9 protein-coding genes and 1 pseudogene are annotated in these 14797 nt (G+C 72.6%); 3 read left to right on the forward strand and 7 right to left on the reverse strand.

All coding sequences use genetic code 11. From position 1 onward, the window contains the following. Positions 1-51: 51 nt before the first annotated feature. The 3 genes from AMK11_RS31470 to AMK11_RS31480 are packed head-to-tail and all read right to left on the reverse strand — an operon-like array spanning position 52 to position 3763. A complete protein-coding gene (locus AMK11_RS31470) occupies positions 52-1014 on the reverse strand; it encodes a carbohydrate ABC transporter permease (protein ID WP_073731531.1) in 963 nt (320 codons plus the stop codon). Beyond that, complete coding sequence (locus AMK11_RS31475; RefSeq protein ID WP_073731532.1) at positions 1011-2048, reverse strand: ABC transporter permease; 1038 nt, start codon at positions 2046-2048, stop codon at positions 1011-1013. Before AMK11_RS31475 ends, AMK11_RS31470 begins: the two co-directional genes overlap by 4 nt. Positions 2049-2074: 26 nt before the next feature. Further along, positions 2075-3763 carry an extracellular solute-binding protein gene (locus tag AMK11_RS31480; protein WP_073731533.1) on the reverse strand — a complete coding sequence of 563 codons (1689 nt, stop codon included), beginning with the start codon at positions 3761-3763 and terminating at the stop codon, positions 2075-2077. A 308-nt stretch (positions 3764-4071) separates the two neighbouring features. Here AMK11_RS31480 and AMK11_RS31485 point away from each other — a divergent pair, with 308 nt between their 5' ends. From AMK11_RS31485 to AMK11_RS31495, 3 genes and pseudogenes are all read left to right on the forward strand, one after another. Then, complete coding sequence (locus AMK11_RS31485; protein WP_073731534.1) at positions 4072-6942, forward strand: glycoside hydrolase family 3 C-terminal domain-containing protein; 2871 nt, start codon at positions 4072-4074, stop codon at positions 6940-6942. Positions 6943-6980: 38 nt separating this feature from the next. Further along, positions 6981-7698 (forward strand): annotated as a pseudogene (locus AMK11_RS37660) (glycosyltransferase family 4 protein); the annotation flags it as partial. A gap of 45 nt (positions 7699-7743) precedes the next feature. Then, complete coding sequence (locus AMK11_RS31495; RefSeq protein ID WP_073731535.1) at positions 7744-8157, forward strand: cytidine deaminase; 414 nt, start codon at positions 7744-7746, stop codon at positions 8155-8157. Positions 8158-8239: 82 nt separating this feature from the next. On the opposite strand, the gene AMK11_RS31500 is transcribed toward AMK11_RS31495, so the two are convergent. From AMK11_RS31500 to AMK11_RS31515, 4 genes are all read right to left on the reverse strand, one after another. Beyond that, entirely contained in the window at positions 8240-9685 is a 1446-nt protein-coding gene (locus tag AMK11_RS31500; RefSeq protein WP_073731536.1) for an aldehyde dehydrogenase family protein, read from the reverse strand. A 190-nt stretch (positions 9686-9875) separates the two neighbouring features. Continuing rightward, entirely contained in the window at positions 9876-10277 is a 402-nt protein-coding gene (locus AMK11_RS31505) for a hypothetical protein (protein ID WP_073731537.1), read from the reverse strand. A gap of 64 nt (positions 10278-10341) precedes the next feature. Further along, positions 10342-11991: a PucR family transcriptional regulator gene (locus AMK11_RS31510; RefSeq protein WP_073731538.1), complete on the reverse strand. Its 1650-nt coding sequence runs from the start codon at positions 11989-11991 to the stop codon at positions 10342-10344. 151 nt (positions 11992-12142) lie between these two features. Beyond that, positions 12143-14542 carry an ATP/GTP-binding protein gene (locus tag AMK11_RS31515; protein WP_073731539.1) on the reverse strand — a complete coding sequence of 800 codons (2400 nt, stop codon included), beginning with the start codon at positions 14540-14542 and terminating at the stop codon, positions 12143-12145. Positions 14543-14797: the final 255 nt, after the last annotated feature.

Consider the following 14797-nt stretch of genomic DNA (forward strand, 5'->3'; position numbering starts at 1 on the left):
CTCGTTCTGTGCGGCTCGGGGCGGATGTGTACGGGGCCGGAGGGGAGGGCGTCAGCCCTTCACCGCGCCGGTCAGCATGCCCTTCTTGAAGTGGCGCTGGACGAAGGGCGACAGCACGGCGACGGGCAGCAGGGCCATGACCATGACGGCCATCTGCACGGCCAGGCCGGACAGCTCGCCGGTCTTGATCGCCTGGCCGAGGCCGACCGGCGCCTCCTGCTTCTGCACGAGCTGGATCATGACGTTCTGCAGCGGCAGCATGTCCTGGTCGTTCAGGTACAGGGAGGCGTTGAACCAGGCGCTCCAGTAGCCGACGGCGTAGAACAGGGTGATGACCGCGACGACCGCGCGGGACAGCGGCAGGACGATCTGCCACAGGATGCGCAGGTCCCCGGCACCGTCGATGCGGGCGCTGTCGATCAGTTCCTGCGAGATGCCCATGAAGAAGCCGCGCAGCACCAGGATGTTGAAGACGCTGATCGCGCTGGGCAGGATCAGCGCGAGGTAGCTGTCCGTCAGGCCCAGGGACTGCACCAGCAGGTAGGTCGGGATGAGTCCCGCGCTGAAGAACATCGTGGCCAGCAGCACCATGAGGATCCAGCGGTGGCCCAGCGAACCGCTGCGGGACAGCCCGTAGGCGCACAGCACCGACACCGCCATCGAGAAGAGGGTGCCGACGAGGGTGATGCCGACGCTGACGAGCGCGGCGCGGGTGACCTGGCCGCCGCTGAGCAGTTCCTGGTAGGCGACGAAGGTGATGTCCGTCGGGATCATCACCAGTCCGCCGGCCTCGTCGATGGCCTTGCGCGAGGAGAGGCTGGTGACGACGACGATCCACAGCGGGAACAGGATGGCCAGGCAGGCCAGGAGCAGGACCAGGCCCTTGCCGGCGAGCCCGGCCCGGCTGGGTTTCTCCTCCCACACCGGCCGGGGCGGGGCCGCCCACCGGCTCGGCCTGCGCGCGGGCCCGCCGGTCGCTTCCCGCGCGGCGGTCGCTTCTTGCACGGCGGTCACTTCTTGTACACCCCCTGCTCGCCCATGAGGTGGGCCACCTTGTTCGCTATCAGGACCAGGCCGAGACTGATCACGCCCTTCACCAGCCCCGCGGCGGCGGCGTAGCCGAAGTCCTGGTTGCGCACGCCGTTCCACCACACGAAGGTGTCGAGGACTTCGGCGGCTCCCGGTCCGACGGCGCCGCGTTGCAGGAGGATCTGTTCGAAGCCGACCGTCAGGGCGTCGCCGACGCGCAGCACCAGCAGCAGGGCGATGACCGGACGCAGCGCGGGCAGCGTGACGTGCCACATGCGGCGCCAGCGGTTCGCGCCGTCCATCGCGGCGGCCTCGTACAGGTCGGGACTGACGGAGGCGAGCGCGGCGAGGAAGACGATGATCCCCCAGCCGGCGTCCTTCCACACGCTCTGCGCGGTGACCAGGAACTTGAAGGTGTCCGGGTCGGTCATGATGCTGAGCCCGTCGTACCCGTGGTCGCGCAGCAGCTGGGAGAGGAGTCCCGCGCCGCCGAACATCTGCTGGAAGACGGCGATGACCAGCACCCAGGAGAAGAAGTGCGGCAGGTAGAGGATGGCCTGCGAGATCGCCCGGACGCGGGGCCGGACCACGCTGTTGATGAGCAGCGCGAGCAGGATGGGGACGGGGAAGTAGAGGACCAGCTGGAGCACGAAGAGCACCAGCGTGTTCTGCACCGCGTTCCAGAAGGCGGAGTCCTCGAAGATCCGCTGGAAGTTCTCCAGCCCCACCCAGGGGCTGTGCAGGATGGAGACGATCCCGTTCTCACTGATGTAGGGGTCGTACTCCTGGAAGGCGACGACGTTGCCGAGGATCGGAACGTAGTTGAAGAGCAGCACCAGCAGGACGGCCGGCAGTGTCATCAGCAGCAGTACGCGGTCGCGCCGGAACCTCAGCCGCAGACTGAGCTTCCCCGTGTTCGTCTTGCCCTTCCCCGAGCCGGTGGCGTCGCCGGACGCCACCGGGGTCTTCTTCGTCGTATCGGCCTCGGTCCTGGTCCGAGGCACCGTGCTGTTCGACACGGCCGTTCTCCTCGCCTCGGTACCGGTCAGCCCGCCGCCGTGCCGTTCTCGTCGAGCAGCTTCTTGTACCAGTCGCGCAGTTTGTCGCCGCCCTTGCTCCGCCAGTCGGAGACGGCCTGCTGCACGTCGCCGATCTTCTTGCGGCCGCGGACGACGTCGTCCTCCAACTGCTCGAAGTCGTTGGAGAGGTTGGTCCAGCGGGCGGGCTCGACGATCTGCATGCCGTAGAAAGTGGGCTTCTTGGTGAAGGCGCCCATGCGCTGCTGCCACTCCACCTGCCCCTTGGCGACCTCGGGGAAGTCGGGGTGGGCGATGGTCGGAGCGGGGCTCGCGATCATCACGTAGGCGTTCATCACGTCGATGTTGCCCTGCTCGGTCTTGGTGGGCACGCCGTCCTCGACGGTGTAGTGGGTGCCCTCGACGCCGTAGTTGGTGGCCATGTACTCCTTGGTCCCGTACGGCGCGGCGGTGACGTTGGCGACGGCCAGCACGTCACGGACCACGGACTCCGGGGCGTCCTTGTTGACGAAGGCGAAGATGCCCGCCGGGTTCTGCGCCCACAGGGTCGGGTCGCCGCCGTCGTGTCCCCAGATGTCCATGCCCCAGATCTTGAACTCGGGGTTCTGGGTGGCCTGTTCGGCGGTGCGGCTCCACCACTGCGAGGAGTCCTGGTTGTAGACGAGGAACTCGCCGGCCGCGAACTTGGGCCCGGGGTCGGCGGCGTTGGACTTGCCGAGCCTGGCGTCGGGGTGCACGACCCCGGCGGCGAACAGTTTGCGCGTCCACTCCAGGGCCTCGAGGTACTCCTCGGTCTCGATGCGGTAGACCAGTTTGCCGTCGGCCTCGTTCCAGCCGAGCGACTTCTCGTTGCCGGAGAGCACACCGAAGGCGTTGAAGGCGGTCCACTTCATGTCCAGGCAGGCCCAGCGCTTGGCCTTCGCGTTGGTGGCGTCCTTGGCGAACGCCATGAACTCGTCGCAGGACCGGGGGACGTCGTAGCCCTCCTTCTCGAAGACGTCCTGCCGGTACAGCGGCACGATGCCGGTGACGTACGAGGCCGGCATCGGCAGGCCGCGCAGTTTGTCGCCGAAGATGGACCGCCGCCAGGCGTCGGTGGGGATCGCCGCGAGGTTGGGGTACTCCTTGACGGCGTCCCCGGACAGGTACGGGCCGAGGTCGGCGAACTTGCTGATGATGGCGCTGGGTATCCTGCCGGTCATGTTCCAGCCGGGCACGACCACCACGTCGGGCACCTCGCTGGAGGCGAGGACCGCGCCGAGCTTCTGGTCGTAGGTGTTGCCGTCCTGGTTCTGCCAGACCACGTCGACGCCGATGAGCTCGTTCATCGCCTTGTAGTAGGCGTTGCCGTCCTTCGGCGGGGAGCCCCAGAACGGCGACATGACGGTGACCTCGCCGCCCTTGCCGAGCTTCTTGGGCACCGAGGTCTTCAGGTCCGCGAGGTCGAGCTTGCCGGTGAAGCCGACCGCGGAGCCGTTCTTGCTGGGGATGTCGGGGGTGACCACGTTGCCGGCCACGTACGCCGGCAGCAGCTTCTTCGCGTCCTTGCCCGACGTGGTGCCGTCGCGCGAACCGCCGTCGGACCCCCCGCCGCAGGCGGAGAGCAGCGGCATTCCTCCCGCCACCGCTGCGGTGACGGCCGCGGAGGAGGCGAGGAATTTTCTCCGGCTGGGACCGGAGGCGGCGTTCGGCGTCATTGCGTCAACCCTTCATGGCGCACCAGGACACCCGGCGGTGGCCGTCGGCTGCGGTGTCTTCACTGGAACTGGCTGAGCTGAAGCGGTCGTCGGAGGAATACGCGGTTCCGGATGCACCTACGGGTGCGTCCTTGGGTCACCGCCCCGTAGTCGAAGCGCTTCGATGTTGCTGCGAGGTTAGGTGAACCCCTGGGGCCGCACAAGGGTCGCTTCCAAGATTCCCTGACGTCTTGACACCCACCCATGCGGCGAATGAGCATCGAAGCGCTTCGAAAGCGTTCGCCGCTCCATCGCAAGGGGAACCTCACGTGACCGCACCCACGCCGCCCACGCCGCCTTTCCGCGATCCGCACCTGCCGTTCGGGAAGCGCGTCGACGACCTGCTGTCGCGGCTGACGCTCGATGAGAAGACCGCTTTCCTGCACCAGTTCGCCCCCGCCGTCGAACGCCTCGGCATCGCCGCGTTCCGCACCGGCCAGGAGGCCCTGCACGGAGTGGCCTGGATGGGCCCGGCGACCGTTTTCCCGCAGGCCGTGGGCCTGGGCGCGACCTGGAACGAGGGCCTGGTGCGCCGCGTCGGCGAGGCGGTGTCCAAGGAGGCCCGCGCGATGCGCGCCCGGGACGAGCGCGTCGGCCTCAACGTCTGGTCCCCGACCGTCAACCTGCTGCGCCACCCCCTGTGGGGCCGCAACGAGGAGGGCTACTCCGAGGACCCGAAGCTGACCTCCGCCATCGCGACCGCGTACACCCGCGGCCTGCGCGGCGACCATCCGGTGTACTGGCGCACCGCACCGGTCCTCAAGCACTGGCTCGCGCACAACAACGAGACCGACCGGGACACGTCCTCGGCGTCCGTCCGCCCGCGCGTGCTGAACGAGTACGACCTGCGCGCCTTCCACGAGACGGTCCGGGCGGGCGCGGTGGCCGGAGTGATGCCGGCGTACAACCTGGTCAACGGCCGCCCGAACCACGTCTCCCCGTACCTCGGGCGCCACCTGCGCACCTGGACCGAGGACGACCTCCTGGTCTGCTCGGACGCGGGCGCGCCCTCCAACCTGGTCGACTCCGAGCACTACTTCGACACCCACGAGGAGGCGACCGCCGCCGCGCTGCGGGCCGGCGTGGACAGCTTCACCGACCACGGCACGGACTCCTCGAAGATCGTCGCGCGGGTCCGGGGCGCCCTGGAGCAGGGCCTGCTGACCGAGGCCGACATCGACGCGGCGGTGCGCCGGCAGCTCTCGGTCCGGTTCCGGCTCGGCGAGTTCGACCCGGCGCGGGACCCGCACGCGGGCACGGACGACTTCGACACCCCGGGACACCGCGCGCTCGCCCTGGAGGCAGCCGAGCAGGCGGTCGTCCTGCTCGCGAACGACGGTGTGCTGCCTCTCGCCCCCGACACCCGGATCGCCGTCGTCGGTCTGCTCGCCGACGAGTGCAAGCTCGACTGGTACAGCGGCACGCTCATCCACCGCTCGACTCCGCTGGAGGGCCTGTACGAGCGGTTCGGCGCCGAACGCGTGAGCTTCGCGGAGGGCGTGGACCGGGTCCGGCTGCGCACCGGTGCCGGCAGGTTCCTGCACGTGCTCCCGGCGGAGGACTCGGCGGACTCCCCCGCCGGGTCCCCGGGCTCCGAGGGTGCCCTCGACCCGGCGCTGCTCGCCGGCCGCACCGACCTGCCGCCCCTCACCACCGACGCCGACGGCACCGAACTCGCGCTGGCCGACTGGGGCGAGGGCGTCCTCACGCTGCGCGCACCGGACGGCCGGTACCTGTCCGTCGCCGAGGACGGCTTCCTGCGCGCCTCCGCCGACCAGCCCGGCGGCTGGGTCGTGCAGGAGACCTTCCGGCTGGAACCGCATGGGAACGGTCACCTCCTGAGGCACTTGGGAACGGGGCGCCCCGTCTGTGTCGCCGCCGACGGCGTGAAGGTTGCCGCCGACGACGCGGGCGGCGCAGACGGTTCGGGCGCCGAGGTCTTCGAGCTGGTCGTCGCCGAGCGCGGCGAGGACGCGGTGGCGCGGGTGGCGGCGGAGGCGGACGTGGTCCTGGTGGTGGCGGGCAACGACCCGCACATCAACGGCCGAGAGACCGAGGACCGTACGACGCTGCGGCTGCCCGCCCACCAGGAACGACTGCTGCGCGCCGCCCGCGCCGCCAACGACCGCACGGTGCTGACGCTGGTCTCCGCCTACCCGTACGCCGTCGACGCCGACGCGCTCCCGGCGGTGCTGTGGACCGCGCACGGCGGCCAGGCGGCCGGCACCGCGCTGGCCCGGATCCTCGCCGGCGACGCCTCCCCCGCCGGGCGGCTCCCGCAGACCTGGTACGCCGACGACGCCGACCTGCCCGGTCTGCTCGACTACGACGTGATCGGGAGCCGCCAGACCTATCTCTACTTCGAGGGGACCGCGCTGTTCCCGTTCGGGCACGGCCTGTCGTACGCGTCCTTCGGCTACGCGGACCTCTCCGCCCGGGTGGGGGACGACTCGGTGCGCGTCTCCTTCACCGTCACCAACACGGGGGACGTCACCGCCGACGAGGTGGCGCAGCTCTACACCCGCGCCGAGGAGCCCTCGCTCCCGCGCCCGCGCCGGGAGCTGCTGGCCCACCGGCGGCTCACGCTGGCCCCGGGGGCGACGGAGGAGGTGTCCTTCGAGGTCCCGCTGTCCGCGTTCGCGTTCTGGGACGTGGCCCACGGCCGGTGGCGGCTGGAACCCGGCCCGTACGCGCTGCTGGTGGGCGCCTCCAGCGAGGACGTACGGCTGACGGCGACCGTGCGGCTCGACGGAGACCCGGCCGCTGCCCGCCCGGTACGCGAACACGGCCTCGACGCGGCCGACTTCGACGAGCAGAGCGGCACGGAGATCGTGGACCGCACGAAGGTGGCGGGCGACGCGGTGACACCCGTGACGGGCGGCTCCTGCGAACTCCTCTACCGCTCCTGCGACTTCGGCCGGGGCGTCGCGGGGGTGACCGTGACGGTGGCGGGCGAGGGCAGCGTGGAGATCGCCCTCGACGGCGGCCCGTCGGTGGCGGTGCTGTCCCCGGACACGCCGACGCCGGGCCCGTACGACTACGTGGAGACCGGCGCCGTGATGGCCGCCGAGGGCGTGCACGACCTCCGCATCACGCTGCGCGGCGCCCTGCGGCTCGCGCACGTCGGCTTCTCCGGTTGAGGGTCCGGAGCAGGCCGGCGCGGTGAAGGGGCCCAGTGCCGGTGGCTACCGGTGCCGGGCCCCGGACTCGCCGCCCGGGTCTTCCACCTCTCGGTGCCCGGCATCCGGTCCGGACCAGGTACGGCCTTGGGCCACCGCCCGGTGATCCTCTGCACGGCCCGGCTGGTCCCGCGCAAGGGACAGGACACCCTGATCAGGGCGTTGCCCTGGGTGCGCAGGGCGGTCCCCGACGTGGTGCTCCTCCTGGTCGGCGACGGCCCGTACGCCCCCGCGCTGCGCCGGCTCGCGCTGGACGAGGGGGTCCTGGACTCGGTCGTCTTCGCCGACGGCCACCCCCACCACGCGCTCCCGCCGTTCTACGCCGCCGCCGACGTCTTCGCCATGCCCTGCCGGACCCGGGGCGGCGGCCTGGAGGTGGAGGGCCTGGGCATCGTCTACCTGGAGGCCGCCGCTTCCGGGCTCCCGGTCGTGGCGGGCGACTCGGGCGGTGCCCCGGACACCGTGCGGGAGGGCGAGACGGGGCACGTAGTGGACGGCCGCCCACCGGCGGCGACGGCGGACCGGCTGATCCGGCTCCTGCGCGACCCCGGGCTCACCCGCGCGATGGGTGCGAGGGGACGCGACTGGGTGCGCTCGGAGTGGAGTTGGGACCGCTACTGGGCGGTGTTGCGGGACCTGCTGTCGGGGGAGCCGGCGCGTTCCGGCACAGTTGACCCTCCGCCCCCGCCCGCACACCGGCCGGCGGCTGACGACTGACGGCCGACGGCTCCGCGCCGCCCCGCACCTGACGAAGGCAGGACGATGACCACGCAGCTCCACCCCGTCGACCAGGAACTCGTCGAAGCCGCGGCCCACGTGGCCCGCACCCGTTGCCGGGGCGACAACCACACCATGGCGGCCGCGGCCCGCGCCCGGGACGGCCGGATCGTCACGGCGGTGAACGCCTACCACTTCACCGGCGGGCCCTGCGCCGAGCTGGTCGTCATCGGCGCGGCGGCGGCCCAGGGCGCCTACGAGCTGGACACGATCGTCGCCGTGGGCGACCGCGACCGGGGCATCGTCCCGCCGTGCGGCCGGTGCCGCCAGGTCCTCCTCGACTACTTCCCCACCCTGAAGGTGATCGTCGGCGGCGGCGACCGTGCCCGGGCCGTTCCCGTCGCCGAGCTGCTCCCGGAGACCTACGTCTGGGCCGACCACCAGCTGGACGCCGGCTGAACGCCGCCGCTCGTCACCGGAACACGCCGGCGGCCCGAACCCCCGCACAGTGGGTTCGGGCCGCCGGCCTTCTCGGGGTGGGTCAGAGGGCGAGGCCCGTCAGGACCAGCACCCGCTCGTAGGTGTAGTCGTCCATCGCGTACTTGACGCCCTCGCGGCCCACGCCGGACTGCTTGGCGCCGCCGTACGGCATCTGGTCGGCGCGGTAGGAGGGGACGTCGCCGATGACGACGCCGCCGACCTCCAGGGCGCGGTGGGCGCGGAAGGCGGTCTCCAGGTCGTGGGTGAAGACGCCTGCCTGAAGGCCGTACTTGGAGTCGTTGACGGCCGCGAAGGCCTCGGCCTCGCCGTTCACCTTCTGCACGCTGAGGACCGGGCCGAAGACCTCCTCGCAGGCGAGGGTGGTGCCGGCCGGCAGGTCGGTGAGGACGGTCGGCGCGTAGGAGGCGCCGTCGCGCTTGCCGCCGGTGTGGAGGGTGGCGCCCGCGGCGACCGCCTCGTCGACCCAGGACTCCACGCGCTCGGCGGCGGCCTCGCTGACCAGCGGGCCGACGTCGGTGGCGGCGTCGTTCGGGTCGCCGGTGACCTGGGCCTCGACGGCGGCGACGACGCGCGGCAGCAGGCGGTCGTAGACGGCGGCGTCGGCGATCACACGCTGTACGGAGATGCAGGACTGGCCGCCCTGGTAGTTGGAGAAGGTCGCGATGCGCTGCGCGGCCCGGTCCAGGTCCGCGTCGCTCGCCCAGTCGCCGAGGACGACGGCCGCGCCGTTGCCGCCCAGCTCCAGGGTGCAGTGCTTGCGCGGGACCGAGTCCATGATCGCGTAGCCGACGGTCTCGGAGCCGGTGAAGGAGATGACCGGCAGGCGCTCGTCCTGGACGAGGGCGGGCATCTTCTCGTTCGGCACCGGAAGGATGCTCCAGGAGCCGGCGGGCAGCTCGGTCTCGGCGAGCAGTTCGCCGAGGATCAGGCCGGAGAGGGGGGTGGCGGGGGCCGGCTTGAGGATGATCGGCGCGCCGGCGGCGATCGCGGGGGCGATCTTGTGGGCGCACAGGTTGAGCGGGAAGTTGAAGGGCGCGATGCCCAGGACGACGCCCTTGGGGAAGCGGCGGGTGAGGGCGAGGCGGCCCTGGCCGCCGGCGTCGGTGTCCAGGCGCTGGGCCTCGCCGCCGTTGAAGCGGCGGGCCTCCTCGGCGGCGAAGCGGAAGACGGAGACGGCGCGGCCGACCTCGCCCCGGGCCCACTTGATCGGCTTGCCGTTCTCGGCGGAGATCAGGCGGGCGATCTCCTCGGTGCGCTCGGCCAGCCGGCGGCTGACGTGGTCCAGGGCGGCGGCGCGGGTGTGGGCGGGGGTGGCGGCGAACTCGTCCCGTACGGCGTACGCGGCGGCCACGGCCTCTTCCACCTGGGCGTCGGTCGGGAGGCTCACCGTGCCGACGTGGCTGCCGTCCCAGGGGGACGTGACGTCGAAGGCGGCGTCGCCGGTGGCCTGGCGGCCGGCGAGCCAGAAGGCGTGGGTGGAAGTCATCGTGGAGTCCCGGCCCTTCCGCGTTGGGGGTGTGCGTACGTCTGTACGGGGTGCGGGGTCCACGGTAGGGCGGGGGGCGGTGGGGGGTGTTTGTCCGGGGTGTAGTGGTGGGGGTGGGTTGTTCGACGCGGTGGCCAGGTGGAGGTCGGCGGGATGTGAGGAGGGGTCGTCCTCGAACGCGGGCGGGGCCTCACGACCCCGCGTCGGCCTGCCGCCCTCGGTCGGCCGAGACCCGGGCCACTTCGGCGTCGTACTGACCGGCGTCGAAGTGGAAGGCCGAGGGACGCACCTCGCCGTCGGGGACCTGCCAGTCGGACCACTCCACGATGCCTCCGTGCCGTTGCACGAACACGGAGAGACAACCGCAGCATCCGCCCGTGCACTCGGGCTCTCCCAGCACCACACGCCGCCCTCGCTCGGTCGCCCACAGGAGGCTGGGACCGTCGGCGGGCAGGATCTCGTGCGCCAACGGGCCGCGTCCGCCCTCGCCGACCGCCTCCGCGACCACGTCTTCGCCGTCGACCCGCACCTGCCACTGGGCAGCCCATCGGGGGCCCGGCGGCAACGCGCCGATCTGGAGTCGATTGAGCATCCGCTCACCCTACGGGCGCGGCGGCCCCGGCGACTCGGGCTGCACGCACGACGACACGGAAGTTCTAGTCGGTCGAGGTTGCCTTCAGAGCGAGCCACAGCTCCATCCGCACGTCCGGGTCGTCCAGGGAGCGGCCGAGGATCTCCTCGACCCGGCGCATGCGGTAGCGCAGGGTGTGGCGGTGGACGCCGAGGTCGGCGGCGGCCGCGTCCCACTGGCCGTGGCGGGAGAGCCAGGCGCGCAGGGAGGCCACCAGGTCGCCGCGGCCGGTCGCGTCGTGGTCCCGCAGGGCGCGCAGGAGTCCGTCGGCGAAGGCGCGTACGGCGTCGTCGGCGAGGAGGGGGAGGACCGAGCCGGCCGCCAGGTGTTCGTGTTCCACACAGACGCGTCCTCGGCGGCGGGCCACCGAGAGGGCCTGTTCGGCCTGTTTGTAGGCGGTGGAGGCGGCGATGGGCCCGGAGGGCGCCGAGAGGCCGACGACCAGGCCGTCGACGTCGCCGTTCGGCATCGGTTCGGGTGCCGGGCGGGCGGTCTCCAGCGCCGTCGCGTACTCGGCGCAGGCGGCGACGGCCGCGCCCTCGTCCGTGGCCAGCACCACCAGCCGCTCGCCCTCGGGGACGACGAGCACCGCCTCGCCGGAGCGGGCGGCCGCCGACTCCACGACCTCGGCGAGCGCGCCGAGCGGGTCACCGTCGGTGTCGGCGGCGGGTACGCGAGCCTGTGGACCGGCGTGCGCCCGTGCGGCGGACGCCGAGGCCGGCTCGGCGACGATGATGCGGAAGGGGGCGTCCAGCAGGCCGCCGTAGAGGTCACCGGCGACCGTGCGGGCGTGGTCGGGTTCGCCGGCCAGCAGCATGCGCAGGACCGCCGCGTCGATGCGCAGCCCGGCCTCGTGGAGCGAGCGCGAGCGTTCGGTGGTCAGGGTCAGCAGGGCGATGGCCGAGTGGACGGCGTACCGCTCGGCGGTGCCGGGGGCGGCGGCGGTGCCGACGGCGAGGGCGGAGCGGGGCCTGCGGGAGGTGCCGAGGGAGTGGAGTTCGACGCGGTCGGCGTTCTCCGGGTGGTCCGAGGACTCGGCCCCGCCGACGACGGAGGAGGCGGGGGCCGGGCGCTCCCGCAGCCGCTGGACGTCGGCCGTGAGGCGTGCCGCCCGGCGGCCGGCCCACTCCGGGGCCGCGGCGACGACGGCGCCCGAGGCGTCGTAGAGCGCCGCCCAGCCGTCGACCTGGGCGGCGAGCGCGGCCAGCAGCCCTTCGGGGCCGTCGGTGAGCGCCTTCCTGGTCAGTTCGCGCTGGGCCGCGAAGCCCGCCGTGACCGCCCGGTACTGGTCGGCGGCGATCGCGGCGGACACGGCCTTGCTGATGGCGAGGAAGGGGGTGCGGCGGGGCACCTCCAGCAGCGGCAGCCCTTCCTTGCGGGCCGCTTCGACCAGTGCCTCGGGGATCTCGTCGTAGTTGACGCCGACGGCGAAGCCGAGCCCCACCACTCCGGCACCGGCCAGCCGCTTCACGTACCGGTGCATCGCCTCGGGGTCCCCGGCGTCGAGCTTGAGCGCGGTGATCAGCAGCAGTTCCCCGCCCTCCATGTAGGGCACGGGGTCGGCGAGCTCGCTGACGTGGGCCCAGCGCACCGGTACGTCGAGGCGGTCCTCGCCCGCGCGCACGGTCAGCTTGAGCGCGGAGTGGTGGACGAGCGAGGCGAGCGTGGGGGGCATGGGGGCCTGGGCCTTCGGGTCTGCGTCGGTGGGAAGGGCGGGGCGGGGTGGGCGTGCGGTGAGGCGTCTGTGATCTTTTGGCCGTCGCGTATGAACGACCTGTGCCGATTCTGCCTCACTGTACGGTCCCCGGGCGCCCGCCCCGGACGGGTCACCCGCGCAGGTCCACCAGGAGCGGCGGCGTGTGCTCGCCCTTGACGCTGGTCAGTGACAGCACGGCGTGTCCGGCGGGCACGGCGTGCGCCAGCTCGGACGCCGACCAGCGTTCCCGTTCGACCTGGCGCACGGTGACGGCCTCGGTGGTCACCGCCTTGCCGGTGACCAGCTTGCGCAGGGCGTGCATGGCACGCGTGATCGGCTGGTCGGCGAAGACGGTGTGCTGGGCCACCTCCGTCGTCTCCACCCACTCGGTGCCCCAGGCCTCCGCGAAGGCCCGCCCGTCCCAGGTGGTGACACCGGAGAACACCGCCCGGCAGCCGACCGCTCCCAGCAGGGGCCCGTGCAGCGCCTCGGGAACCTCACTCAGGCTGCGCAGACCGAGCACGACACCGGCGTTGTCCGACCGAAGCCGCTGAACGGCCCGTACCGTGCCCGGGGTGACGGCACCGGAGGCGTCGTCGAGCACGAGGCAGACGAAGTGCGGGCGGTCGCCGCTGGAGCGGGCCACGGCGAGGAACTGGGCCAGCACCAGCCGGGCCAGCATCTGCGCGGCCTCGTCGTGCCCGTGTCCGGGCAGATCGATGCGCACCCGCAGGGGATGGTGGCGCAGCGCCCGCAGGGAGAACGGGCGCTCCGTGTCCTCTCCGGCCTCCGCCGCCCCCACGCCGAGGAAGTCCCTGAACGCCGGACGGTCCAGGCGCGAGAGCCGGTCGGCGAGAACGGAGCCGACGTCGAGCGCGGTGCCGGTCCGCCGCACCCAGGGGTCCAGCTCCCGGCGGAGCGTGGGCGCCTCCTCGGGCGGAAGCGCCTCCAGCAGCGCGGAGACGGCCTCAGGGCGTCCTTCCAGGAGTTCCCGCAGGGCCGGCACGGCGGGAAAGTGACCGTGCGCGGCCTGGTACGGGCCGAGGAGCTGGGCCAGCACCGTGGCCGCCCGCCCGGTGTCGAAGCCCTGGAGGTCGCCGACCAGGCACTCGGCGAGGACGGCCGCCGCGTCGTCGGGGTCGGTGGTCTCGCCGTACAGGTGCAGGTCGTACGGGGAGGCCGGGTCCCCGGGGCTGATCACCACGTCGAACGCCCCGTCGGGACCCGCGGGGCGGCCGGGCCCGCTCACCGCGACCAGCGCGCAGGCGCCGGTGAGCGCCTCGAGGGCGAGGGATTCGACGACCGGCGCGGTCAGCCGCTCGCTCCTCCCGGATTCCGGCGGCCCGACGGCGAGCAGGGACGTACCGAGTGCCGCGAGGTCGAGCGCCACTCCCGCGCCCCGGTACGGGGCGGGGGTCCCCTCCTCGGTGCCACAGCGTCCGATGCGTACCTGGCCGGCCAGCAGGTCGTGTGTCGAGGTACGCAGTGGCAGGTCGCGGCAGCCCGAGGGATGCGTCCAGGCAGCGGCACCGTGACGCCGCACCGTGTCGGTGAACGTGGCGAGACGCCCTTCGCCCCGCAGTACGTCCCAGGCCCGGCGGACCCGTGCGCAGTCCACGTCGTTCATCCGCCCGGTGAGGACTTCGGCGGTCAGCAGGTCCGCCTCGTGCGTGTTCCCCGCCGCCCGCAAGAGCGGCCACTGGGAGGGAGGGGCCGTGGCGGCGGGCTCGTCCTTGGGGCGGGGCCCGGCCCGGCGGGCGGCCTGCCACTGCCGGAACAGCGGAAGCCAGTCGCCCCAGCGCGCGCACGGCACCACGACCGCGAGGGTGATGCAGGCGTCGACCAGGAACATGGCCACTGGCGATCCCAGTACGTCCCAGCCGCCGTTGAGCAGGGCGATGACGACGACGACCGTGGTGTAGACGGGGAGCGGGTCACTGTCGAAAACGGGGAAGACCAGGAGCAGGCCGAGCACCGCACCCGCGGCGGTGGCGGCCGCACGGGTCGGCTGCTGCCAGCGGCCGAGCCAGTGACGGACCAGGGTGGGCCAGCTTCCCAGGTAGCCCATGGTGCACAGGAGCAGGACGAAGACGGTGTTGTCGATGGCCATCAGGGCGTACCTGGCCTGCCACACCGAGTCGACCGGCCACAGGGTCCCCGGGTACCACCAGTCGTCGGGGGTGACGAGTCCGACCAGCACCGTCTTGTAGGGGAACACGCCCTGGACCCACATGGACCACAGCACGATTCCGATGACCAGGGGGATGGCGGCTCCCGCCACCGACGCCGGGGCCAGTTTCGGCCTCCGCGTGGCCAGCTTCGGCGGGACGTGGCCGAACCGCCAGACTCCGGTCGCGGCGTCCGGCCTGGGAGCGTCGAGCCACGCCGCCAGGGACGGCGACGCCTGCGGGGCCCGCTCGGCCGGCGGCGCCACCGAAGGAGGCCCCTGCGGCATCGGCGGCGGACCGCTTGCCGGGCGCGGTACCGCTCGCCGCGTGCCCCGCGCGTCCCGCATCCCGTCGCTGTCCATCGCCCTTTCCCCCTGACCAGCCGCTACGTCCACCGTCCGCGAGCCAATCTAACGCCCTCCCAGGGGGAGTTCACCGCTTACGCGGCCGAGCCCGCGCCGACGTGTCCACAGGCCGCCGTGTCCGCCACATGTCCATCACGGACAACGGACACCGCGGACAACGCCCACATGGAGCATGCCCGCTCCCCCGTCCCGGTCCTAGCCTGCGAGAAAAGAAGGCAAGCGTCCGTAAGATCCCGCAGATCGCGCAAGACC

Source organism: Streptomyces sp. CB02414, from assembly GCF_001905385.1.
In the GTDB taxonomy this organism is placed as follows: Bacteria; Actinomycetota; Actinomycetes; order Streptomycetales; family Streptomycetaceae; genus Streptomyces.

What these genes read in the sequence shown, in the direction of transcription:
- AMK11_RS31510 (WP_073731538.1), bottom strand. Translation starts at nt 11,991, where the DNA reads ATGCCCCCCACGCTCGCCTCGCTCGTCCACCACTCCGCGCTCAAGCTG.
- AMK11_RS31500 (WP_073731536.1), bottom strand. Translation starts at nt 9,685, where the DNA reads ATGACTTCCACCCACGCCTTCTGGCTCGCCGGCCGCCAGGCCACCGGC.
- AMK11_RS31495 (WP_073731535.1), top strand. Translation starts at nt 7,744, where the DNA reads ATGACCACGCAGCTCCACCCCGTCGACCAGGAACTCGTCGAAGCCGCG.
- AMK11_RS31480 (WP_073731533.1), bottom strand. Translation starts at nt 3,763, where the DNA reads ATGACGCCGAACGCCGCCTCCGGTCCCAGCCGGAGAAAATTCCTCGCC.
- AMK11_RS31505 (WP_073731537.1), bottom strand. Translation starts at nt 10,277, where the DNA reads ATGCTCAATCGACTCCAGATCGGCGCGTTGCCGCCGGGCCCCCGATGG.
- AMK11_RS31515 (WP_073731539.1), bottom strand. Translation starts at nt 14,542, where the DNA reads ATGGACAGCGACGGGATGCGGGACGCGCGGGGCACGCGGCGAGCGGTA.